The 23,481-nt window shown below is 66.6% G+C and carries 18 protein-coding genes; 7 read left to right on the plus strand and 11 right to left on the minus strand.

Features of this window, described 5'->3' with window-relative positions; all coding sequences use genetic code 11:
- Positions 1 to 66: 66 nt before the first annotated feature.
- A complete protein-coding gene (locus tag ACSBP4_RS10895; protein WP_211249091.1) occupies positions 67 to 702 on the plus strand; it encodes a hypothetical protein in 636 nt (211 codons plus the stop codon).
- Here the strand turns inward: ACSBP4_RS10895 and ACSBP4_RS10900 are convergent, their stop codons facing one another.
- The 3 genes from ACSBP4_RS10900 to thiC all read right to left on the minus strand — a co-directional run bounded on the left by ACSBP4_RS10900 (position 703) and on the right by thiC (position 4,505).
- Positions 703 to 1,602, minus strand: coding sequence for a PhzF family phenazine biosynthesis protein (locus ACSBP4_RS10900; protein WP_049964845.1), 900 nt, complete (start codon positions 1,600 to 1,602; stop codon positions 703 to 705).
- Between the two features lie 48 nt (positions 1,603 to 1,650).
- Positions 1,651 to 2,985, minus strand: coding sequence for an alpha/beta hydrolase family protein (locus ACSBP4_RS10905; protein ID WP_435552212.1), 1,335 nt, complete (start codon positions 2,983 to 2,985; stop codon positions 1,651 to 1,653).
- Between the two features lie 74 nt (positions 2,986 to 3,059).
- Positions 3,060 to 4,505 (minus strand): phosphomethylpyrimidine synthase ThiC, encoded by a 1,446-nt coding sequence (gene thiC, locus ACSBP4_RS10910; RefSeq protein WP_435552213.1) that lies wholly within the window; start codon positions 4,503 to 4,505, stop codon positions 3,060 to 3,062.
- A gap of 237 nt (positions 4,506 to 4,742) precedes the next feature.
- Between thiC and ACSBP4_RS10915 the strand changes: the two genes are divergently transcribed.
- A complete protein-coding gene (locus ACSBP4_RS10915) occupies positions 4,743 to 5,441 on the plus strand; it encodes a phosphoribosyltransferase (protein WP_435552214.1) in 699 nt (232 codons plus the stop codon).
- 103 nt (positions 5,442 to 5,544) lie between these two features.
- Positions 5,545 to 6,273 carry a sporulation protein gene (locus ACSBP4_RS10920; RefSeq protein WP_006650260.1) on the plus strand — a complete coding sequence of 243 codons (729 nt, stop codon included), beginning with the start codon at positions 5,545 to 5,547 and terminating at the stop codon, positions 6,271 to 6,273.
- A 62-nt stretch (positions 6,274 to 6,335) separates the two neighbouring features.
- On the opposite strand, the gene ACSBP4_RS10925 is transcribed toward ACSBP4_RS10920, so the two are convergent.
- The 3 genes from ACSBP4_RS10925 to ACSBP4_RS10935 form a co-directional block, all read right to left on the minus strand.
- Complete coding sequence (locus tag ACSBP4_RS10925; protein WP_435552215.1) at positions 6,336 to 7,490, minus strand: segregation/condensation protein A; 1,155 nt, start codon at positions 7,488 to 7,490, stop codon at positions 6,336 to 6,338.
- The gene (gene smc, locus ACSBP4_RS10930; protein ID WP_435552216.1) at positions 7,483 to 11,073 is read right to left on the minus strand and encodes a chromosome segregation protein SMC; all 3,591 of its coding nucleotides are present in this window, start codon (positions 11,071 to 11,073) and stop codon (positions 7,483 to 7,485) included. The genes ACSBP4_RS10925 and smc overlap by 8 nt, the downstream gene beginning before the upstream one ends.
- Positions 11,074 to 11,149: 76 nt before the next feature.
- Positions 11,150 to 11,458: a DUF7518 family protein gene (locus ACSBP4_RS10935; protein ID WP_006650263.1), complete on the minus strand. Its 309-nt coding sequence runs from the start codon at positions 11,456 to 11,458 to the stop codon at positions 11,150 to 11,152.
- A gap of 147 nt (positions 11,459 to 11,605) precedes the next feature.
- On the opposite strand from ACSBP4_RS10935, the gene ACSBP4_RS10940 reads away from it, so the two are divergent.
- On the plus strand, positions 11,606 to 12,739 hold the full coding sequence (locus ACSBP4_RS10940) for a M48 family metallopeptidase (RefSeq protein ID WP_435552217.1): 1,134 nt from the start codon (positions 11,606 to 11,608) through the stop codon (positions 12,737 to 12,739).
- A 5-nt stretch (positions 12,740 to 12,744) separates the two neighbouring features.
- Here ACSBP4_RS10940 and ACSBP4_RS10945 read toward each other — a convergent pair whose 3' ends face one another.
- Complete coding sequence (locus ACSBP4_RS10945) at positions 12,745 to 15,777, minus strand: PAS domain-containing sensor histidine kinase (protein WP_435552218.1); 3,033 nt, start codon at positions 15,775 to 15,777, stop codon at positions 12,745 to 12,747.
- A gap of 111 nt (positions 15,778 to 15,888) precedes the next feature.
- On the opposite strand from ACSBP4_RS10945, the gene ACSBP4_RS10950 reads away from it, so the two are divergent.
- Complete coding sequence (locus ACSBP4_RS10950) at positions 15,889 to 16,746, plus strand: SDR family NAD(P)-dependent oxidoreductase (RefSeq protein WP_435552219.1); 858 nt, start codon at positions 15,889 to 15,891, stop codon at positions 16,744 to 16,746.
- A 2-nt stretch (positions 16,747 to 16,748) separates the two neighbouring features.
- The gene (locus ACSBP4_RS10955; RefSeq protein WP_435552220.1) at positions 16,749 to 18,773 is read left to right on the plus strand and encodes an AMP-binding protein; all 2,025 of its coding nucleotides are present in this window, start codon (positions 16,749 to 16,751) and stop codon (positions 18,771 to 18,773) included.
- On the opposite strand, the gene ACSBP4_RS10960 is transcribed toward ACSBP4_RS10955, so the two are convergent.
- Together ACSBP4_RS10960 and ACSBP4_RS10965 are read right to left on the minus strand one after the other, a co-directional pair.
- Positions 18,774 to 19,208, minus strand: a complete 435-nt coding sequence (locus tag ACSBP4_RS10960) for a type II toxin-antitoxin system VapC family toxin (protein ID WP_435552221.1) — start codon at positions 19,206 to 19,208, stop codon at positions 18,774 to 18,776. It abuts the gene before it with no gap.
- Positions 19,209 to 19,454, minus strand: coding sequence for an AbrB/MazE/SpoVT family DNA-binding domain-containing protein (locus tag ACSBP4_RS10965; RefSeq protein WP_049964837.1), 246 nt, complete (start codon positions 19,452 to 19,454; stop codon positions 19,209 to 19,211).
- Positions 19,455 to 19,567: 113 nt separating this feature from the next.
- On the opposite strand from ACSBP4_RS10965, the gene gatB reads away from it, so the two are divergent.
- Positions 19,568 to 21,064 (plus strand): Asp-tRNA(Asn)/Glu-tRNA(Gln) amidotransferase subunit GatB, encoded by a 1,497-nt coding sequence (gene gatB, locus ACSBP4_RS10970; protein ID WP_435552222.1) that lies wholly within the window; start codon positions 19,568 to 19,570, stop codon positions 21,062 to 21,064.
- Between the two features lie 8 nt (positions 21,065 to 21,072).
- On the opposite strand, the gene ACSBP4_RS10975 is transcribed toward gatB, so the two are convergent.
- On the minus strand, positions 21,073 to 21,900 hold the full coding sequence (locus ACSBP4_RS10975) for a CBS domain-containing protein (protein WP_006650271.1): 828 nt from the start codon (positions 21,898 to 21,900) through the stop codon (positions 21,073 to 21,075).
- 74 nt (positions 21,901 to 21,974) lie between these two features.
- Complete coding sequence (locus ACSBP4_RS10980) at positions 21,975 to 23,471, minus strand: DHH family phosphoesterase (protein ID WP_435552223.1); 1,497 nt, start codon at positions 23,469 to 23,471, stop codon at positions 21,975 to 21,977.
- Positions 23,472 to 23,481: the final 10 nt, after the last annotated feature.

Here is a 23,481-nt window from a genome sequence, read left to right on the forward strand (position 1 = left end):
CCGCTTTAGCAGTACTGGCGATCGTCTTCCCATAGCGACTATACGATTCCAGCGACTGTCATCGCTATGGGGCTTCGTAACTCGTTCAAGTGGACGATCGTCTATCGGGGAATCACCGTCGGGTCGCTGGTACTCGGGCTGGCGCTCGTCGGTGCCGGGCTGCTCGCCGGCTTCGGCTCCGCGGTCACCACGCTGTTTACCGACCCGCGCAACGCCGAGTCCGCCATCGAGCAGGCGGATCCGATCATCACCCTGCTGTTCGCGGCCGCGGGGATCGTCGTCTGGCAACTCGGCAAGACCTACGCGCTGTTCGTGACCTTGCCCCGTGCGGCGGGTCGGGCCGCCGGCCGGCAACTCGACGCGACCAAACTCGCAAGCGAGGTACAGGACGGACTCGACGACCGGCTCTCGGACCTCGAGGACGACCTCGCCGAGACGAAACGCGCCGTTCGGGCGCTGGAGAGCGACGGGCAAACGACGACCTTCGACGAGACCGACCGCCTCGAGGGCGAGACGGACCGGCCCTCGGAGCTGGAGCCGGCGACTGCGGAGACGAACCCGCCGCCGTCGAGCCCATCCGACGATCCGAGGACGGAGTCCGCGGACGATGGCCCCGCGAACGACCGGTCCGCGACGGGGCTCGACGACGATACCGAGCCGGCGGACGAAACCGGCGACGACGCGGACGACCCGCTGGCCTAATCAGGCCTCGAGGATGTCGTCCTCGTCGGCGGCGGGGACGGTGATCGAGCCGTCGAGGACGGTCACGCCGCGGCCCCCCACTTGCACGCCGTCCGCGAGCCGCACACGGACCGCGCCGGGCCGGTCGACGTAGTGGCCCTGCTCGAGCCGGAGTTCGTCCGGGAGATCGCCGTCGAACGCGCCGAACCGATCGAGGTAGGCGGCGACGGCGCCGCTCGCGGTGCCCGTGACCGGATCCTCCGGGACGCCGGCTCCCGGCGCGAACATGCGGCCATGCAGCGTCGATTCGGGCTCGAGCGCGTCGAAGGTAAAGAGGTAGACGCCGGTCGCGTCGACGTCGTCGGTCAGCGCTTCGATCGCGGCCATGTCGGGGTCCGCGTCCCCGACGTCCGAGAGGTACGTGATCGGGACGATCAGGAACGGCAATCCGGTCGAGGCGACCGCGAGCGGAATGTCCGCGCTCGCACCCTCGAGCGCGGCCCGGTCGACCCCGAGCGCGTCGGCCACCCGGTCGTAGCCCACGTCGACCTCTCGGATCGTCGGGTCGTCCTGTCGCATCCAGACCGTGCCGTCGGCCGCGAGGTCGATCTCGAGAACGCCGACGTTCGTCTCGAGGGTCGTCGTCCCGGGCTCGAGCCCCTCGTCGTGGAGGTGTGCGAACGTCCCGATCGTCGCGTGGCCACAGAGATCGACCTCCTGCGTCGGCGTAAAATACCGGACCCGGCGGTCGGCGGTCTCGCTCGAGCGCAGGAAGGCGGTCTCGCTGACTGCCATCTCCGCGGCAATTCCCTGCATCTGGTCGGCCGAGAGTTCGTCGGCGTCAGGGACGACTCCCGCCGGGTTCCCCGTGTGCGGTTCGTCGGTGAAGGCGTCGACCTGCAAGACTCGCGTCGTCTCCATACGACGTGGGTCGGGCGAGCGGCGTATGAATCCTCGGACCCACGGCGGCTACAACTCGCGAACCCACGTCGCGATGTCGTTGACGACCGCCTCGGCGACGTTGTTCCGGACGGCGTAGGCGAGCGCCACCGGCTCGCCCTCGCCGGGCATGAACAGGTGATTGCAGTCCGCGTAGGTTTCGACGGTGGTCGCGCCCGCGAACGAATCGTCCCACTGCTCGAGGTCGTCGGCGACGGACACCTGAAAGTCCCGTTCGCCCTGACACAGCAGGACCGGGACGTCGGTCTCGGCCGCGACCCCGAGGTGATCGTAGTCGCCGATGCTGTCCCAGAACGCGCCGGGTTTGCCGAGGAGCCGCTCGGCGGGTTCGTACTCGCCCGAGCGGACCCGGTCGATCTCGTCGCCCCAGGTCTCGTAGGTTGCCGTCAGGTCCGCCCACTCGTGGCTCCCGACCGAGACCTTGTACTCGAGCTGCGAGAAGGTGAACTCGGGGTAGGGCCGTGCCGGCGGTGCGAGCCCGACGACGCCGGCCAGGCTTCCGTCCTGATCGGCGATTCGAGGCGCTGCCCGGCCGCCGAGTCCGTGTCCGGCGACGACGATCCGGTCGGGATCGACGCCGTCGACGTTCCGGAGTCGCTCGATCGCGACCGCGGCGTCGTCGACGGTGACGCGATCGAGCGTGTACGCCTCGGGCGCGACTTCACAGGCCGGAACCCGCTTGTCGTATCGCAGCGTCGCGACGCCCTCCATCGCGAGTCCCTCGGCCAGATCGGCGAACGTCTTGGTGCCCCCGCGCGGGGTATCGGCCGTCATCGGCCCGTCGTCGTGGACGAGGACGACTCCCGGAACGCCGTCGCCCGCTGCGGGCGTCGTCACCGTCCCCGGCAGCGAGCAGTCGGGCACCGAGAGGGACACCGACTGCGTCGTTATCGCGTCCGGATCGACGTACGACGGCCGCTCGTACTCGTCGCTGAGCCCGTAATTTCGCACCCGCGTCTCGCCGTCAATGACGACGGTACAGTCGTGGTCGCCGCCGTCGAACGCCGCGGTCACTTCGACCGCACGTAGCTGCTGGCCCTCCGTCACTTCCGTCTCGAGGATCTCCTCGAACGAACCGCTCGTAGTCGTCAGTGCCAGCCAGAGCCGCTCGAGGCGACCGGGATCGCCGTATCTCGAGCGCTGGTCCGACCGGAACCGCTCGCTCGCGCGCTCGAACCGCCCGTCCGCGAGGTCCTCGACGAGCGCCGTCGCGACGTCGGTTGCGGCTGCCGGATCGTCCCCGTCGTCGCTCGTCTCGTCGGTGAGGAAGCCGGCACAGCCGGCCACTGCCGACGCTGTCGCAGTCGATACCGCCGCCAGTACGGTCCGTCGTCGGGGTGCCATCGATACCGAACCGACCACGGTCCGTCGGATAAGCACACTGTCGATTCTCCGTGACTGTAACGGACCCCGAAGGGTCAGTCGTCGCTCGGTTCCTCGAGCGGCTCGTTGCCCTCGTGATCGGCCATCGGCGGCAGGTCGCCCGACCGGTGGGTCCCCACGGGCGGGCGGTTGACCGCGGCGGCCGGCGAGGCCTCGAGGTCGGTGCCGTCCTCGCCCTCGATGGTTTCCATCTCACCATCCTCGCGCGCATCTTGGTCGATCCGCATCGAACAGAACTCCGCGCCACACATCGAGCAGAAACGGGCTTCCTTGTAGTTGTCGCCGGGCAGGGTCTGGTCGTGGAACGACCGGGCGCGATCCGGATCGAGCGCGAGGTCGAACTGCTCGCGCCAGTCGAAGTTGTACCGCGCCTCCGAAAGCGCGTCGTCCCAGTCGCGTGCGCCCGGCCGCTCGTTGCCCACGTCGGCGGCGTGGGCGGCGATCCGGTAGGCCGCGAGGCCGTCGCGGACATCGTCCTCCTCGGGGAGCCCGAGGTGTTCCTTGGGTGTGACGTAACACAGCATCGCGGCCCCGGCCTGTGCGGCCATCGCGGCACCGATGGCGCTCGTGATGTGGTCGTAGCCGGGTGCGATGTCAGTGACCAGCGGTCCGAGGACGTAGAAGGGCGCGCCGTCACAGACTTCCTGCTGGCGTTCGACGTTCTCCGCGACCTTGTGCATCGGGACGTGGCCCGGCCCTTCGACCATTACCTGGACGCCGTGGTCCCAGCCGACGCGGGTCAGTTCGCCCAGCGTGTCGAGTTCGGCGTACTGGGCCTCGTCGCAGGCGTCCGCCAGCGACCCCGGGCGGAGGCTGTCGCCGAGGCTGAACGTGACGTCGTGTTCGGCAAAGATCTCGCAGATCTCGGGGAAGACCTGATACAGCGGGTTCTGCTCGCCGTGTTCCTCCATCCACTTGGCCATGATGGAGCCGCCCCGCGAGACGATTCCCGTTTTCCGGCCGTCGGTCAACGGCAAGTGTTCGGCGAGGATCCCCGCGTGAATCGTCATGTAGTCGACACCCTGCTCGGCCTGTTTCTCGATGATCTCGAGCAACAGCTCCGTCGTGATCGCCTCGGGACTGCCCGCCTGCTTGACGGCCTCGTACAGCGGCACCGTCCCGATGGGTACCGGCGAGTGATCGACGTGGGCTTCCCGAATCTCGTCTAAGTCGCTTCCGGTGCCCAGATCCATCACCGTGTCCGCGCCGTAGTGGACCGCGGTGTGGAGTTTCTCGAGTTCCGTCTCGAGGTCGCTGGTCGTCTCGCTATTACCGATGTTGGCGTTGACCTTCGTCGCGAACTCGCGACCGATGATCATCGGATCGAGGGTGTCGTGGTGTCGGTTGGCCGGGATGACGGCCTGGCCCGCGGCGACCTGCTCGCGGACGTACTCCGGATCGCGGTTCTCTCGCTCAGCGACCCGCTCCATTTCGGGCGTGACCGTCCCGTCGCGGGCGGCCTGTATCTGCGTTTTCGACATCGATAACTAGGTTGTACTACTAGGTTATAAAACTCTCCCGCTCCCACGGCTCGGCGCTATCGTCTCGCTGACCGCCCGCTCGAGGGGCGGGGATACGTCGGCCCCTCACGGTCGTCGATCCGTTCGACGTCTCGCAGTGGTCCCGGCGACGGGGCCGCAATCGCTCGATCGGGGGTGAAACCAGTTTCAGCCGACTTAAGGGGCGCGGGCTCGAGGGGTCGCGTAGGTGGCCACCAGATGTCCGACTTACCGGACGATTTCGACTGTACGATAACCAACTGGGAGTACATCTACGGACTGTGTCGGGACGTCGCCGACGACGTGCGCGACGACGAGTTCGAGCCCGACGTGGTCGTCGCGCTGGCTCGCGGCGGCTGGTTCGCGGGGCGGTGTCTCTGTGACTTCCTCGGGCTCGACGACCTGACAAGTCTGAAGATGGAACACTACGTCGGTGCCGCCGAGAAGTCCGACGAGCCGAGCGTCCGCTACCCGATGCCCGAAGGCAGCGTCGAGGGCAAGGACGTGCTGATCATCGACGACATCGCCGACACCGGCGGCTCGATCAGTCGCGCGTACGACTACGTCGCCGACCGCGACGCCGGCGAGGTCCGTACCGCGACGCTGCAGTTGCTCGGCACCAGCGAGTTCCAGCCCGACTACGTCGGCGAGCGCTTGGAGGAGTGGACCTGGGTCGTCTACCCGTGGAACTTCATCGAGGACATGGTCGACCTGATCGCCGGTGCCATGGAGGCCAGCGACCGCGAGACGTTCACGGACGAGGCGATCCGCCGTGCCCTGACCGACCACCACGGCATCGAACGCATCGAGATGGAGATCGCCCAGCCCGACCGCCTCCCCGAGGTCCTCGCCGAGATGGAACGCCGCGAGGTCCTCGAGTCGGTCGGTGACGGCCAGTGGGCGCTGGCCGGCGAGTAACGCTGCCACGCTCGCGGATCGCTCCGAACCTCGCTTTCTCGCCGTCGTCTCACGCCGCTAACCTAACAAAATATTTATGCCACGGCTGCGGCCTTTCGACCGCATGAAACGAGTCCTATCGAGACTCGGCATCGGTTCGGCGACGGTCGAGACGGTCCTCCCGCCGACCCTCACGGCGGGCGAATCAGTCGACGCGCGCGTCGACGTTACCGGCGGCAACGACAGTCAGGACGTTGAGAGCATCTACGTCGCCCTGGTGACGCGGTACGAGACCGACGAGAGCCACGGAACCGCGAAGCTCGAGACGGACGCCCTCTCGAATTCGTTTACGATCGACCCCGACGAGGAACGCTCGTTTACTGTCACCATCGACATCCCCTACCACACGCCCGTCACGTCGGATCGAACCGACGTCTGGCTCGATACCGGCCTCGACATCGACTGGGCGGTCGATCCGGACGACCGTGATCCGATCGAGATCGAACCCGACCCGCTCCGCGAGACGCTGTTCGACGCCCTCGAGTCACTCGGGTTCGCCCGCAAAACGGCGACGTGCGAGGCCACGGAATCGCTGTTCGCGGACCACCGTTTCGTTCAGGAACTCGAGTTCGTTCCCCGGTCCGGCCCCTTCGTGGACGACCTCGATGAACTCGAGGTCGTCACGCTGCCCGAGGGCGACGGCTTCGATCTGCTGCTCGAGATCGACCGCCGCGGCGGCCTGCTCGCCGAACAGTTCGACGCCGACGAGCGACACGAGCGACTCTCGCTCCGGCCGGGTGACGAGTCCGACCTCGAGCGGCGACTCCGGACGGCGATCGAGCGAAGTCTCTGAGCGGCGGGCCCGAATGCCCCCGCGTCCTCACTCCCGTTTCCTCGAGCCGATCCGGCCCGCTCTCAGTCGGCGATCGCCTCGCTCGCGTCCGCGTCCACCGCTGCCTCCCTGATCCAGAGGTCGCCGAACAGCTCGTCCTGCTCGAGCGTGATCCGGCCCCGATGGGCCAGAAAGAGCAGCGCCAGATAGCTCATCACGCGCGAGCCGCCGACGGCGTCTATCTCGGCGAACAGCACCTCCTCGCGCCCGTTCTCGTAGTGGACCTCGAGTTCGCCCTCGACGTCGTCGATGACCGCCTCGATGTCCTCCTCGTGGGTGGTGTGGGTGACGTCGTCGCTGGTCGGTTCGTCGTCGACCCGGAAATCGTCGCCCGAGCGGTAGTCAAGTTCCTGCATACCGCGGTCGTACCCCGACGGCGAGTCGCTCGTGTCGTAACTGCGCGACTCCTTCCACCGGGTGTCCCGTTCGGCAGTCCGCAGTTCCCGAACGAGTTCGTCCAACGTCTCCGGCTTCCCGCGGGCGTGCTTGCGCTCGAGGCGACGCTCCATCTCCGCCTCGAGGCTCTCGACGGGATCGAATCCCGGCGGGTGGCGCTCCTCGCCCTCGGCGTCCATCGCGGGATCGTCGGCGAACGGTGCCTCCCACGGCGGGAGTTCTTCCTCCTCGGGCTCGTCGGTCGCGAACAGCTCGTCGCTTTTCATCCGCAGGAGGACGCTTGCGTAGAACAGCGCCCGGCCCGACGTCCGGAGGTCCGCGTCCTCGATCGCCTCGAGGAACTTGTCGGTGACCCGGACGACGTCGATATCCCAGGGATCGATCTCGCCCTCTTCGGCGAGCTGGACCAGCAGTTCGACGGGTTCGACCTCCTCGTCGTCTCCGGCCCCCGCGTCCACCTCGTCCTCGGAGAACTCGAGGACGGAGTCGTCGGCTCTGGGTGCGTGGCTCGCGGCGTTCGTCTCGTCGTCACCGCTCGAGTCCGCGTCCCCGGGCCGCTCGCGGTCCTCGTGGCCCGTGATATCGAGGGGGATCTCGTCGCCGCCGTCGGTATAGAACTCGTCGCGGTCCCGTTCCGTCTCCGAGCCGCATGGCGGATCGCTACCTCGCGGGTCACTTCGTTCCCCGCTCACGGATCGCTCCGCTCCCCGTTCGCTTTTCCGCGGCGCGTCGCGCCGCGCTCCGCTCAGATCATCCGAGTCGCGTGGCGACTCGCTAGTCACTCACGGGCACCTCCTCACCACCGTCGTCGCTATCGCTGAGATCGATCCCGGTCACCGCGCTGACGTTGTCCTGTTGCATCGTCACGCCGATGGCTCGCTCGGAGCGATCGAGCATGGCCGAGCGGTGGGAAACGACGACGAACTGCGCCTCGCCGGCCAGTTCTTCGACCATCTCACCGACCCGCTCGGCGTTGACCGCGTCGAGGAAGGCGTCGATCTCGTCGAGCGCGTAGAAGGGGGCGGGGTTGTGTCGCTGGATCGCGAAGATGAACGCGAGTGCGGTCAGGGACTTCTCGCCGCCGGACATCGCATCCAGCCGCTGGATGGGCTTGTCGCCCGGCTGGGCCTTCATCGTCAGTCCGCCGTCGAACGGGTCGTCCTCGTTCTCGAGATGGAGGCTCCCGGTCCCCTCCGAGAGCTGCTCGAAGATCTCGGTGAAGTGGCCGGCGATCGCCTCGTAGGCGTCCATGAACGTCCGTTTCTTCTGGGTCTCGTACTGCTCGATCCGGTCGCGGATACCCTCCGCTTCTTCGACAAGCGTCGCCTTCCCCTCCTCGAGGTCGTCGAGATCGTCCCGGACCTCGTCGTACTCCTCGATCGCGAGCATGTTGACCGGCTCCATCGCGTCCATGTCGGACTGCAACAACTCGATGGTCTCGAGGACGGTCTCGTGGTCGGGCACGTCCTCGGGGTCGTAGTCGCCGACCGCCGATTCAAGCGACTCGATTTCCCACTCGAGGCTGTCGGCCCGCTCGCGGGCATCCTCGAGTTTGCTCTCGACGGTGTTGACCCGATCCTGTTGTCGGTCGCGTTTCGTCCGCGCTTCCGAGAGTTCCTCCTTCAGGTCGCTGCGATCGGCTTTCAGCTCCGTCAGCTCCTCCTCGAGTTCCGCGACGGCCGCGCGTTTCTCCTCGAGACCCTCGCGCTTGCCCTCGATTTCGGCCTCGTACTCTTCGATTCGCTCCTCGTGGTCTGCCTTGCGGTTCTGGGCCGCCTCGATGTCGTCGTGGCGGTCATCGATCGCGTCCTCGGCGTACTCCTTCTCGAGGGTGAGTTCGTTGATCTCGCTGTCGATCTCGGTGATGCGGTCCTCGCGATCGTCGATTTCGGCCTCGAGGGCCTCGATCCGATCGGTCAGTTCGGGGATCTTCGAGTCCGCGAGTTCGGTTTCGAGATCGTCGATCTCGGCCTCGATCTCCTCGATCGCGGCCGTCTTTTCGTCGATCGTCGCCGAGATCTCGTTCATCCGCTCGTCGACCGACTCCCGCTCCTCGCGCAGGTCCGCGAGTTCGGCCTCGAGGTCGTCGATCTCGCTCTCGACCCGCTCGCGTTTCTCGTCGAGTCCCTCGAGTTCGGCCTCGATCGAGCGCACCTCGTCGGCGGCGTCGGTCTTGCGGTCGCGGGCGTCGTCGAGTCGTTCCTCGACGCCGCGCAGTTCCTCGCGCAGTTCCTCGCGTTCCTCCTGCAGTCCGGTGATCTGCTTGGCGACGCGCTCGAGTTGGCCCTCGCCGCCGCCGGTAAAGGAGTACCGGGAGCCGCCGCCGGAGCCGCCGGTCATCGCGCCGCTTTTCTCGACCAAGTCGCCATCGACGGTGACCATCCGGTAGTCGCCCATATAGGAGCGGGCGGTCTCGATGTCCTCGACGACCAGCGTGTCCCCGAGGACGTACGAGAAGACGCCGGCGTACTCCTCGTCGAAGTCGACGAGGTTGTACGCGAAGTCCACGACGCCAGGATCGCTGGGGGCGTTGGGTAGCCGGCGCTGGCTCATATCGGTCAGCGGCAGGAAGGTCGCCCGACCGGCGTTGCGCGATTTGAGGTGTTCGATACACTGCTGGCCGACCACGTCGTCGTCGACGACCACGTTCGCCAGTCGACCCCCGGCAGCGGTCTCACAGGCGACGGCGTACTCGCCGGGCACCGTGCCGAGTTGGGCGACTGCACCGTGGACGCCGTTGATCCCCGAATTGAGGATCGTCGTCACCGCACGGCCAAACGAGGAGTCGCCGCTCTCGCCGGCCTTTGCCTCGAGTTCGGCGTACTCCTGCTGTTTGGCCTGAATGTCATCGTCGAGTTCGTCGAGGTCCGACTGGAGCCGGCGTTTCTCGCCTTTCAGATCGTCGACGACGGCGGCGATGTTCGACCGGTTCTGCTCGGCCTTCTCGAGTTCCCGCTCTAAGTCGGCCCGCTGGTTCTCGATCTCGGGCAACGTCTCCTGCTTTTCCGCGATGGTCTCCTCGGTCTCCTCGATGGTGGTCGAGCGCCGCCGGGCCTCGTCGAGCAGGCGGTCCTGCTCGCGCTGAAGGTCGTTCTTCTCGGTCTTGGCGGCCTCGAGGTCGTCCTTGCGCTCGGCGAGTTCGGCCTTGAGTTCGTCGAACTCGGTGTCGACGGCTTCGATCTCGGCCTCGAGGTCGTCGCGTTCGGCCTCGCGCTCTTGAATCTCGGTCTTGATCGAGGCTTTCTCCAGCTTGTGTTCGCGGATCTCGTCTTCGAGGTCGTCGATCTGCTCTTGCTTGCGGTCGATCTCGACGAAGGCCTCGCGGCGGTCGGCCTCGGCGGCCTCGATCTCGGCCTCGCTGGATTCGATCTTGTCCTCGAGTCGCGAGATCTCGCCTTTGAGTTCCTCGATCTCGCTTTTGATCCGCAGCTGTTCGTCCTCGCCCTTGCGCTCGATCTCGTCGTTTATGTCCGCGAGGTCCTCCTCGAGCCGGACGACCTTGCCCTCGCGTTCGTGGAGTTCGCGCTGCAGTTCCCGGAGTTCGTCCTCGCGGTCGTCGATCTCCGCCGCGACCGACTCGAGGTCCGTGCGTTTCTCCTCGAGTTCGCTGGCTTTCTTGTAGCCCTCGTACTCCTCTTTCTCGCGGCGGAGCCGGCGATACCGCATCGCCTCGCGGCGCTCGTCCGCAAGCTGCTCGAGCCGGTCGCGTTTCTCCTCGATGCGGAGTTCGGCTTCGTCGATCCGTTCCTGGACCGTCTCGAGTTCCTCGAAGGCGTCTTCCTTCTTGGCATCGAACTCGGCGACGCCCGCGATTTCGTCGATGATCTCCCGGCGGGCGTGGGGAGTCATGTTGATGATTTCGGTGACGTCGCCCTGCATGACGACGTTGTACCCCTCAGGGGTAATCCCTGCCTGAGCCAACAGGTCCTGGATGTCGGAGAGGTTGACCGAGCGGTCGTTGAGATAGTAGTAGGAGTAGTAGTTGTCCTCGGTCTCTTTGACCCGGCGACGAATGCGGATCTCGTCGACGTCGCCAACGTCCTCGCTGCCCGCGGCGTTGACGACCTGCGAGCGAGTCAGCGTCCCGTCGGCGTTGTCGAGGACGACCTCGACGGTCGCCTCCCGGGAGCCGCCGGCGTCGCCGTCACCGTCCTCGTGACCGGGATTGTAGATGAGGTCGGTCAGCTTCTCCGCGCGGATCCCCCGCGTTCGGGCCAACCCGAGCGCGAACAATACGGCGTCGATGATATTTGACTTGCCGGAGCCGTTGGGCCCGGTCACGACCGTGAAGTCCTCGTAAAACGGGATCTTCGTCTTGCGGCCGAAGCTCTTGAAATCGTCGAGAACGATCGACTTGATATACATTCTTGATCCGAGCCCTCCGTCACACACGCGGCCGTCTGCCGGGTTGTCCGTTCCCCGACCGCGGCCGCCGCTGCAGTTATGCGACGATGATGTCGTCGCTACCTGAGTCTTCCGTTTCCTCGTCGGCCGTCTCCGTCTCGTCCTCGGCGTCGGCCGCCGCCTCGGCGACTTCGTCGGGTTCGGCCTCCGGCGTCTCGTCTCCCGCCACCGTTCCCGCCTCGTCGCCCCGCCGATCGGGGACCCGTGTCGGCGTTTCGGCGTCGAGTTCGGCCTCGAGGACCCGGATTCGCTCCTTGGCTTCGATGAGTTCGTCCGTCAGGCCCTCTACCGTCGACTCGAGTTCCGCGACCGTCGATTCGAGCTGCTCGACGCGATCGTTCGACATATCCACTAGGGGCCCGGCCGGCCACATAAACGTACGTCAGACTCATATCTAGAATCTCATATGTGGGCCGACCCCAGAAGCCGCCGGTCGTCCCTCGGTCCGACGACGACCGCAACACTGTTGGAAACACGGTATCGAACTGACAGTATGGCACTCTCGCCGGATCGACGGCTCCAGTTCCGGATCCTCGGTGCCCTCGCGTTGGTGGTCGGCGTCAACGTCGGCGTCCTCTCGGTTCTCGCCTGGAGCGGGCTCCGCGTGGCGGCGGCGAGCGGCTGGTCCCGCCCGGCCGTCGTCGGCGTTCCGTTCGTCGTCGGAGCGGTCCTCCTCGGTGCGGTCGGTCTCGTCGCCCTGCAGGCGCGATACGGCTCGCGATCCGCCGTCGCCGGGCTCGAGTTGACGGCGTCCGAGGGCGACGGTCCGAGAAACGTCGCCGGACGCGTCCAGCGGTTGGCGACGCAGGCGGCCGTCCCGGTGCCCTCGGTGGCCATCGCCGACCGTACCGAACCGACCTGTCTGACCGTCGGGAGCCGCCGCTCGCCGACGATCGTAGTGACGAGGGGGCTGCTCGCAGAACTCGACGACGACGAACTCGACGCGGCCCTCGCCCACGAGGTCGCACACATCGCGAACCGGGACCTCCCGGTCGTCACGGCCGTCGCCGCGACCGTCGCGATCGGCGATCGATTGCTCGAGCGCGAACGGCTGCTCCGTCGCGTCCTCGAGAACGCGGTGATGCTCGGTCTCTTCACCGGGGTCGGTATTTTCATCCTCGCGGTGCCGATCCTCGTGACCGGGGTCGTGTACCTCGTCGTGAGCGCGGTCGCACGGGCGCTGCTCGGCGTGAACGCGATCGCACTCGGCCTGTTTGCGAAGACTCGCGAGTACGCCGCCGACCGCGGCGCGAGTCAACTCATCGGCGACCCGGCCGCGCTGGCGAGCGCCCTCGAGACGCTCGCGGACTCGCGCCCGAAACGGGACGCCCGACTGCACGCGAGCGCGACGCTGGGGATCGTGTCGCGGCCATTGCCCGTCTCAGCGGACGATGACGACGGCGAGGACCACTGGGTCGAACGGTTTCTGCCGCCGGTCTCGCTCGAGGGGCCGGCCGATCCCCGCGGACTGAACCGGGGGCTGGTCTGGCTCCACGTGCGCGTCGTCCGCCCGGCGGTCGCAGCCGTTCGTCGGCTGCTCGGATGGCGGCCCGCGACGCATCCGTCGACCGAGGCCCGGATCGAGCAGTTACGGACGCTCGAGCGGCGGCGGGCGGACGCAAGCTGAGTCGCTCACTCGGCGTCCGCCGCGGGCAACACGACCGAAAACGTTGCCCCTTCGCCCGGCACGGAATCGACGCGGATCTCGCCGCCGTGGCGTTCGACGATGCGCTGACAGAGCGCGAGCCCGATCCCGGTGCCGGCGTGGGCCTCGCGACCGTGCAGCCGTTCGAAGACCTCGAAGATGCGGTCCTGATCGTCCGGGTCGATCCCGATCCCCTCGTCGTGGACCGAGACCACCCAGTCCTCGCCGCGGCGCTCGGCGTCGACGCGGACGCGGGGCGGCTCGTCGCCGCTGTACTCGAGGGCGTTACTCAGGAGGTTCTGGAACACCTGCCGGAGCTGGCTGGCATCGCCCTCGACGCGGGGCAACTCCCCGACCTCGAGCGCCGCGTCGGTCTCCTCGAGCCGTAACTGCAGGTCTTCGAGGACGTCGTCGAAGACGGTTTCGAGGGCGACGGGCTCGAGCGGCTCGCCCTGGGTTTCGACCCGCGAGTAGGCAAGCAGCCCGTCGATCATGTCGCGCATCCGTTCGGCCCCGTCGACGGCGTACTCGAGGAACTCCCGTCCGTCCGAGTCGAGGGCATTGGCATAGCGGCCCTCGATCAGCTGGAGGTAGCTCGAGACCATCCGCAGGGGTTCCTGTAAGTCGTGTGAGGCGGCGTAGGCGAACTGCTCGAGGCGTTTGTTCGACTCCTCGAGTCGATCGACGGTCTCCTCGAGTCTACGCTGGTACTCCTTGCGCTCGGTGATGTCGTGGGCCATCGTCACGCCGGCGAAGACGTCGCCGCGGGTATCGGTGATCGGGACCGTGTAGACGACCCACTCGCGGTCGGCGTACTCGAGTTCGACTGCCCCTTGCTCGCCCTCGAGTGCGCCCCGAAGCGCCGGCTCGAGCGCGTCGCTGGTCGCCGCGTCCCAGGCATCCCTGTAGTGGTTACCCTCGATGTCGGCCGGATCGACCGGGATCTTCTCGAAGCCCTGGCCCGCCGCCAGCGTGTACTCGAGGTCGTGGTCGAACAGCGTGACGACGCCGTTCGGGAAGTTCTCGGCCAGGGTGCGATAGCGCTGTTCGGACTCCTCGAGTTCGCGCTCGCGTTTCTTGCGCTCCGTGATGTCCCGGTCCGAGACGACGATCGAGACGACGTCGCCGTCGTCGTTCGTGACCGGCCGGAAGACACCATTCAGGGTGTATCGCTCCCCGTCCGGTCTGGAGAGGTCGGCCTCGAAGTTGACGTACTCGCCGGCGGCGGCTCGTTCGGTCCACTCCCTGACGTCCTCTCGAACGTCCGCGGACTCCCCGCCCCACCACGGCGTCTCACAGAACTGCTCGCCGATCACGTCCGTCAGCTCCGCGTCGACGTACTCCATGGCGGTTCCGTTGACGTCGATCACCGTCCCGTCGGGCTCGAGCAGTCCAACGAGGATGTTCGGGTCCTCGAAGATAGCCTCGAAGCGCCGCTCGGTCCGCTCGAGTTCGCGTTCCCGTTCCCGCCGTTCGGTAACGTCCCGGAAGTAGACCGAGATCCCGGTCTCGGAAGGATAGAGGTTCGCCTCGACCCGGAAATCGAGCGTGTCGTAGTAGAGTTCGTAGCTGGTGGGCTCCTGGGACTCCAGGGCCGTATGGAAGGCGTCCCAGACCTCGTCGATCTCGTTGAGGTCGGGAAACACGTCCCAGAGGCGTTCCCCGAGGAGTTCCTCCTCGGAGCGTTCCAGCAGCTCCGCCGCACGATCGTTGACGTGGGTGAACCTGAACTCGTCGTCGACCGCATAGAAAGCGTCGGAGATCCGCCCGAGGATACGCTGCAGTTCGCTCTCGAGTTCGCGCTCGCGCTCCCAGCGGTCCGTCATGTCGCGGGTCACCTTCAGATAGCCCCGATGGGTGCCGTCGTCGTCCCGGACCGACGTGATCGTGACGTTCGCCCAGAACCGCGTCCCGTCCGCGCGAACGCGCCACCCCTCGTCCTCGACGGAGCCGTTCTCGAGGGCCCGCTCGAGGTTCCGTGCGGGAACGCCCGCGGCCCGGTCCGCGTCGGTGTAAAACTGCGAGAAGTGTTCGCTCAGGATCTCCGCGCGCTCGTAGCCCTTGATCTGGCGCGCCCCCTCGTTCCAGCTGACGACGTGTCCGTCGGTATCGAGCCGGAAAATGGCGTACTCCTCGACGGCGTCGACCAGCGACCGGAACGCCGCTTCGCTCTCCCGGAGCGCACCCTTCGACTCCTTCTGATCGGTGATATCGTAGTAGAACTCGACCCGTCCGCCGGCGAACTCCCCCGATTCGATCGGTTTGCTCTGGTAGGACAGCCAGCGGCCCTCGCGGTCGTCGTCGCCGGTGATCCGACACTCGAACCCGTCGACGTAGCGCTCGTCGTCGTACGACGACAGGACGGTCGCCGCGAACGAGTCGGGATCGTCGACCCGGTGTTTGAGGACTTCGTCGACGACCGTCCGGGTGTCCCGTCCGATGAGGCTCGCGCGATCGAGGCCGAAGTACTCCTCGACGGACTCGTCGGCCCACTCGATCTCACACTGCTCGTTGAGGACGATGGCGCCGATGTCGGCCCCGTCGATGACGCTCGTGATCGACTCGTAGGAGGCGATCGCCGACGCGAGCGTGTCCTGTCGACGGCGCTTCTCGGAGCGGTCGCGGGCGACGCCGATGGTCCCCCGGAACTCGCCGTCCTCGAGCAGCAGGTTGACGCGGAGTTCGAAGGGGATCGCGTCGCCGTCGGCAGTTCGGACGGCGAGTTCGAAGGTCGCGATCTCGTCGTCGTTCGCGACGATCCGGGTCGTGATCTCGCGTTCGACGCGGGCCACGTCGTCGTCGGCGAGGACGAGCGAGACGTGTTCGCCGAGGAGGTCCTCGCGGGCGTAGCCGGTCGCCTCGACGATGACGTCGTTGACCGCGACGAAGCGACCGTCGGTGTCGAGCTGGTAGATCGCGTCGTCGATCGTGTTGACGAGCGTCCGATAGCGCTCGAGCGCGACGTCGTCGGTGGCGTCGCCCCAGAAGGCACCCTCGTCGGTCCCGGCTCGGGTACTCATGCTACGTCGAACGCCGTAGAACGGCAAAAGACGTTCGCCGGCGCGAGCGGCCAGCGAACCGCGGCCGCGGATACTTTTATGCCCGTCCGCGGTGAGTGGCAGACGGAAAACATGTCCCAGACGAAAGTCACGGCACCGACGGTCGACGACGACGAGATCTACCGGTTCCCCGATGATTCGTTTACCGACCGCAACGTCTGTCTCGTGACTGGCGGAGCCTCCGGTATCGGCCGAGCGACCGCACTGGCCGCCGCCGGTAACGGCCTCACGGTCGCGGCGACCGACGTCGACGAAGACGGCCTCGACGGGACGGTGGCTCGCGGCGAGGACCTCGGTCTCGAGGGCGAGATCGAGCCGGTGCCCGGCGATCTCACGGTCGACGACGACATCGAGCGGATCGTCGACGAGGCCGCACAGCTGGGCGATCTCAAGTACCTCGCGAACGTCGCCGGGATGCAACACATCGACCCCATCGACGAGTTCCCGATGGAGACCTACGACCTGATGCATCGAATCATGCTCCGGGCCCCGCTGTATCTCTCGAAACTGTGTCTCCCACACTTCCGAGAGACCGACGACGGCCAGGGGTGTGTCGGCAACATGGCGTCTGTCCACGGTCATTACGTCACGAGCGACAAGGTCGCGTACAACGTCTCGAAGTTCGGCCTGCAGGGACTGACCCAGTCGATCGCCGCCGAGGGCGAGGGGCAGATCCGGGCGTTCTCGCTCAGCACCGGCTACGTGAAGACGCCGCTGGTGACCGCCCAACTCGAGGATACCGCCGAACAGCGCGGCATCTCGGTCGACGAGGTGATCGAGGACGTGATGCTCGGTCAGTCTCGAGTCACGGAGATGATGGAACCGATCGACGTCGCCAACCTCTTTTTGCTCGGCTTCTCGGATCTCGGCCGGCACCTGGACGGCGGCGACCTGTTGTTTGATGGTGGCATGACGCTAACCTACGAGTGACAATGTCCGGGAACACGAGCCCAAGCCTTGAGGACATCGACGAGATCGCCCACGAACCGAGCCAGGAGTTCGTCGAGTCGACGAACGTCGCCGAGTTCATGGAGACCTACGGGATCGACGACTACGAGGAACTCATCGAGCGGACGACGACCGATCTCGAGGGCGAACCCGACAGCGGCGTCGAGTGGTTCTGGGACGAACTGGTCGACTACCTCGATATCGAGTTCTACGAGGAGTACGACGAAATCCGAGACGACAGCGAGGGCCCGCAGTTCACCGACTGGTACCCCGGCGGCGAACTGAACATCGCCCACAACGTCGTCGACCGCCACGCCGCCCTCGACGAGGAGCGCCGAAACAAGGTCGCCACGATCTGGGAAGGCGAACACGGCGAGGTCCGCGAAGTCACGTACCACGAACTCCATCGGGGAGCGAATCAGGTCGCCAACGCGCTCGAGGAACGCGGCATCGGCACCGGCGACACGGTCGGGCTCTACATGCCGATGGTGCCGGAGGTCGTCTCGATCCTCTATGGCTGTTTCAAGGTCGGCGCGATCGCAGTACCGATCTTCTCGGGTTTCGGCGTCGACGCGGCCGCGACCCGGATCGCGGATTCGGAGTGTTCGGTCCTCTTTACCGGCGACGGCTTCTACCGGCGCGGCGATCCGGTCTTCCTCAAGTCCGTCGCCGACGAGGCGATCGCGGAGGCCGGCCACGTCGAGTCCACCATCGTCTTCGATCGACTGGGCTCGAGCGACGAGCGGAACGAACGGCAAGTCCCCTGGGACGACGACCGCGACGAGTGGTGGGCCGACGCCGTCGAAACCGCCGCCGACGACTACGAGACGAAATCGCTGCCCTCGAGTCAGGAGTCGATGCTGCTGTATTCGTCGGGCACGACGGGCAAACCGAAGGGGATCGTTCACACCCACGCGGGCGTCCAGGTCCAGTGTCCCAAGGAGGTCCACTTCGGGATGGATCTCAAGCCCGCGGACCGGTTCTTCTGGGTCTCCGACATCGGCTGGATGATGGGCCCCTGGAGCCTGATCGGGACCCACACCTTCGGCGGCACCGTCTTCATGTACGAGGGCGCGCCGGACTACCCCGAGCCCGACCGGTTCTGGGGGATGATCGACCGCCACAAACTCACCCAGTTCGGCATCTCGCCGACCGCCATTCGGGCGCTGCGCAAGCACGGGGACGAGTGGCTCGAGGGCCACGACCTCTCCTCGTTGCGAATTCTGGGCTCGACGGGCGAGCCGTGGGATCCCGAGTCCTGGCACTGGTTCCACGAGAACGTGGGCGGCGGCGAGGCCCCGATCATCAACATCTCCGGCGGCACCGAGATCTGTGGCTGTTTCCTGATGCCGATGCCGACCGAGTCGCTCAAGCCCTGTACGCTCGGCGGGCCCGGCCTCGGGATGGACATCGACGTCGTCGACCGCGAGGGCAATTCGGTCAAGGAGGACAACGAACGCGGCTACCTCGTCGCGCGTGACTCCTGTCCCTCGATGACCAAATCGCTGTGGTCGGGCGACGAGCGCTACCTGCACGAGTACTGGTCGACCTTCGAGGACATGTGGGACCACGGCGACTGGGCCCAGAAGGACGCGGACGGCTTCTGGTTCCTCCACGGCCGGGCCGACGACACCCTCAACGTGGCCGGCCGGAAGGTCGGCCCCGCGGAGGTCGAAGGCGCGCTCATCGATCACGCGGCGGTCAATCAGGCCGCCGCCATCGGCGCGCCCGACGACACCACCGGCACCGCCGTCGTCGCCTACGTCGTCCTCGAGGACGGCTACGAGGAGACCGACGACCTCCGCGAGGAACTGCGCGCCCAGGTCGGCGAGGAACTTGGCAAACCGTTCCGCCCGCGCGAGGTGCTGTTCGTCGACGAGTTCCCGAAGACCCAGTCGGGCAAGATCATCCGCCGAGCCATCCAGGCCACCTACACCGGCGAGGACCTGGGCGACATGAGCAGTATCGAGAACCCGGCGGCGCTCGAGGAACTCGAGGACGCGCGGTAGTCAGCCCGGATCGTACGGATTCGTCGCGGTCCCGAGTCGAGTGATCTCGTCGACGCGATCGAAATCGTCGTCGAACGCGTACAGGCATTCGACATCGTTGGCTTGCATATACGCGACAATACAAACGTCGACGAACGAAAGGCCGCTATGCCGGCGAAACAGCGATTTCGCTGTCGCCAACGTATCAGCTGATATCGAAACGAGGTGAAATCTGGCGTTTTCTTCTATACGGTCGAGAAAATCGACGGCCGGCTCGTAACCAGCGTGTGTCGTCAGTCCATTGAGCGTCTCCGCGAGAACGTAATCGAGGACGATCGCCTCGGGCAGGGACTGATCGTCGATCCCGCGAAGAATCGGAAGTGCGGCTTCGTGTGCCCCGTCTCGGCGGTAACTCGCGGCAAACAGCACCGACGTATCGACGACCGCACGCGGCATCTATTCGACTCCCCAGGCGTCGTGATCCGTCGTTGCGTCGGTCTCCTCGTCACCGTCGTATCCGGTGAAATCAGCGAACGAGCCACCGCGGCGGTGAACGACCTCCACTCGGATCGTTCCGTCATCTCCGACGTGCCACCGAAGTCGATCACCGTCATCGATATCGAGTTGTCGACGGATTCGCGCGGGAATATTGGCCTGATTCCCGGAGACCTTGCTTTCGGCGTCGACCCGATCGGTACTCATACTCGATGTTAGTCGCTGAAGGCACAAATATAGTGTGGTGGCACACTACTTGAGCGGCGACGAAACGAGCGCGTCCCGTTACGTTTTACCCCTGTGGGGCCGAATCGCCTCTAATGACTGCCCAGACCGTCCAGCAGGGCGACCTCGTGACCGTCATCGGGCTCGAGGTCCACGTCCAGCTGGAGACCGACACGAAGATTTTCTGTGGCTGTTCGACCGAGCCGACCGACGAGCCCAACGAGAACGTCTGCCCGGTCTGTCTCGGCCTGCCGGGGGCGCTGCCGGTGCTGAACGAGGGGGCCGTCGAGGCCGCCGTCAAGATCGGGAAGGCGATCGACGCCGACATTCCGGAGGAGACCCGGTTCCACCGGAAGAACTACTACTACCCCGACCTCCCCAAGAACTTCCAGATCACCCAGTACGACGAGCCGATCTGTCAGGACGGCGACCTCGAGATCGCCGTCGAGGGCCAGCGCCGGACCGTCGCGATCGAACGGGCCCACCTCGAGGAGGACCCCGGTAGCCTCCAGCACGTCGGTGGCGGTGGCGGCATCGACTCCGCGGAGTACACCCTCGTCGACTACAACCGCGCCGGGACGCCGCTGATGGAGATCGTCACCGCGCCGGACTTCCGCAGCCCCGGCGAAGTCCGGGCCTTCCTCGCGGAACTCGAGGAGGTCCTCGAGTACCTAGGCGTCTTCGACGCCGAGCGCGACGGCAGCCTGCGGATCGACGCCAACCTCTCGATCATTCCCGAGGAAGACATCGAGGGCGACGACACCGACGAGATCGGGATCGACGCACTCGAGTCGGCTAACCGAACCGAGGTCAAGAACATCTCGAGCCACAAGGGCGCCGAGAAGGCCCTGGCCTACGAGGAGACCCGCCAGAAAAACGCCATCCAACGGGGCCGCGCGGTCGAGCAGGAGACGCGTCACTGGGACGAGTCCCGCGGTATTACGGTCTCGATGCGCTCGAAAGAGGAGGAGAAGGACTACCGCTACTTCGAGGAGGCCGACCTGCCGCCGCTGCGGGTCTCGGACTGGAAAGACGAGATCGCGATCCCGGAACTTCCCTCGGCCCGCCGCGAGCGGTTCCAGGCGGAGTACGGCCTGAGCGAGGAGGCCGCTTCCAAACTCACCTCCACGAAGCAGGTCGCGGACTTCTACGAGGACGTCGCCGGCGAGTTCGACCCCGATCTGGCGGCGACGTGGGTCGCGGACAACCTGCTGGGTGAACTCAACTACCGCGACATCGAAATTACGGAGATCGAGGGCCGCCTCGAGGAGATCAAACGCCTGGTCGAACTCGTCGCCGAGGACGAGATCACGGCGAAAAACGCCCGCGAGACCGTCCTGCGGTCGATGCTCGACGACGGCCGAACCCCCGACGAGGTCGTCGCCGAGGAGGGACTTGGCAAGACCGGCGAGGACGAAGTCCAGCAAGCGGTCGTCGAGGCCATCGACGAGAACCCCGACGCCGTCGACGACTACGAGAGCGGTGACGACGGCGCGATCAACTTCCTGGTCGGGCAGGTCATGCAGAAGACCGGCGGGAGTGCGGATCCGGGCGACGTGAACCAGCTGCTGCGGGCCGAACTCGAGGGCTAAGTCCCGCGCTATTGCTCGTCGTCCGTTCCGCTGCCGTCGGACTGGAGTCGCTTCGTCGTCTGGACGAGCGGGTGACGCGCGTAGTCGACGACGTCGATGTCGTCGATCCGTTCCAAGTCTTCCTTTTCCGCCGTGCGGGCCATTCCCAGATCGATCTCGTGATCGATGACGATGACGTAGGCGTCCATTTCGTCGATGTCCAGCCGGTCGGCCGCCAGCACGCGGTGGTGGCCATCGGCCAGCAGGAGCGTGCCACCGTTGTCGATGACCACCAGCGGCTCGGCCAGCCCCCGCTCGAGTTCGTACCGGCGGCCCTCGAGTTCGTCGGCGTAGACCCGACCCTGGGTGGGTGTGAGGTCGGCGAGGGCGACCGTACGCCGTTCCTCGGCCAGTTCGATCTCGTGGATCTGCTCTAAGGTCCGCTTGAGTTTGCCGACCTTCTCCGGAGTGGCCCGCTCGATCTGGCTGCGGATGACGTCGGCGTTGGAGATGATCCCCACGAGGTTGCCCGCGTCGTCGACGACGGGGAGCTTCTGGATGCCCGACCGGAGGATGACCCGCGCGGCGTCGGTCACCTTCATGTCGGGGTGGGCGACGAGCAGATCGGTCGCCATCACGGTGAAGATCGGATCGTCGTCGTCGGCCAGCAGCAGGTCGCGGGCGCTGATGAAGCCCTCGACGCGGCGGCGCTCACAGACCGGAAAGCCGCTGTGTTCGTCGCTCTCCGCGATCCGGGCCGAGACCTCGCCGACGGTTTCGTCCGGCGATACCGTCGCGACGTCGCGCGTCATGTAGTCTTTGACCTTGGGCTTCGTTCGGTCCGACACGACCTCCATACGCGGACCGACGGCGGCCGCGCGCAAAAGTACTGTCACTGACGCCTCATCGCGGCCGCCCACCCGTCACGCGCTCACGCGGATTCGCCGCCGTCCGGCTCGCCACGTTTCGTGAACAGCCACTCGCTGGTCTGGGTGTAGGCCCCGACCGGGACCCCCGGCCGCGTCTCGATCGCCTCGAAGAAGCGGTTGGTGATCACCTCCTCGACGACGCTGACGATCGACTCGATCTCCGCCTCGTCGTCGGCGCTGCCCAGAATGCCGATCTCGAGCTGTGCGCCGGCCATGTCGGCGTGGCCCCCGGCGCTGCCGATCCGGTCGAACGCGTCCCGGAGCGTCTCGCCGAGATCGACGTCGGCGGCCCGTGAGCGGGCCGACACGTAAACCATCTGGTCGTTGAAGCCGAAGACAAGCGTCGTCTCGACGCCCTCCATCGCGAGCAGCTGGTCGGCGGCTTGGGGCAGCGCGTCCCGGTCGCCGATCCGGCCGACGCTGGCCACCGCGACCGAGTCGCGCTGGATCCGGTTCTTGATCGCCCGCGCGATCGTCTCGAGGGTGTCGCCCTCGAGCGACGGCTGCTCGATCTGGCGCAGGACCGACGCGTCCGCGTGGGGTGACAGCACCGACGCAGCCCGGAAGTCGGCGGGGGAGACCTCGCGGGTGAAGTCGTTCGTGTCGACACGGATGCCGTACAACAGTGCCGTCGCCGTCGACGGATCGAATCCCAGATCGAACCGCTCTATGTACTCGGTCAGGACGGTACTGGTCGCGCCCGCACCCTGACGGAGGTCGACGAACTCGCCAGGCACCGGCCCGCGCGGCGGGTGATGATCGATGACGATGTCGACGTGCAGTTCCGTGGGGAGCTGGTCGTTGACCCCCGGCCGGGAGTGGTCGACCAGCGCGAAGGCCGAATACTCCTCGAGCGACTCCGTGGGTCCGAGGTTCCGCAGGTCCAACTCGAGTAAGTTGACCATCGCCCGGTTCTCCTGATGGGAGATGTCGCCGAAGTAGCAGGCGTCGGCCGGGACGCCGACGGACTCGGCGATGTCGGCCAGCGCGACCGCGCTGGCGATCGCGTCGGGATCGGGGTTGTCGTGGGCCATGACCGCGAGCCGGCCGTCGATCCCGGCAAGCTGGTCTCGGAGTTCGATCGCCGACTCGGCCGACGGGCTCGCCGCTTCCGCGAGGACCCACTCCGACAGCGCGCTCGCGGGGCCGACGACTCTGTCCGCGAGGGCGTCGAAGCGCTCTCGATCCGCGGCCGTCGCGTTGCCGCCCAGATAGGCCACGATCGCGGCCCCGGGGAACCGATCGCGTGCGGCCTCGAGCGCGGCCCGGTTGACGTCGGTGCGGTCGCTGCCGACGAAGATCACGTCCGGTTGGTCGACGGCGGCGACGGTCGCTGGATCGCTCGGATCACCGTCTCGAGCCGGGATGCTCTCGTCTCGCAGCGTTTCGACGACGCCCGCGTCGTCGGTGATGACGAGCAGTCGGCCGTCGCGCTCGGCGAGATGATCGATGACTCCCCGACAGACGGAGCCGCAGCCGAGCACGAGCCGGAAACACATTTGTCGCGGC

Origin of the sequence: Natrinema sp. CGMCC1.2065 (assembly GCF_051225675.1) — an archaeon.
Taxonomy (GTDB): Archaea; Halobacteriota; Halobacteria; order Halobacteriales; family Natrialbaceae; genus Natrinema; species Natrinema thermotolerans.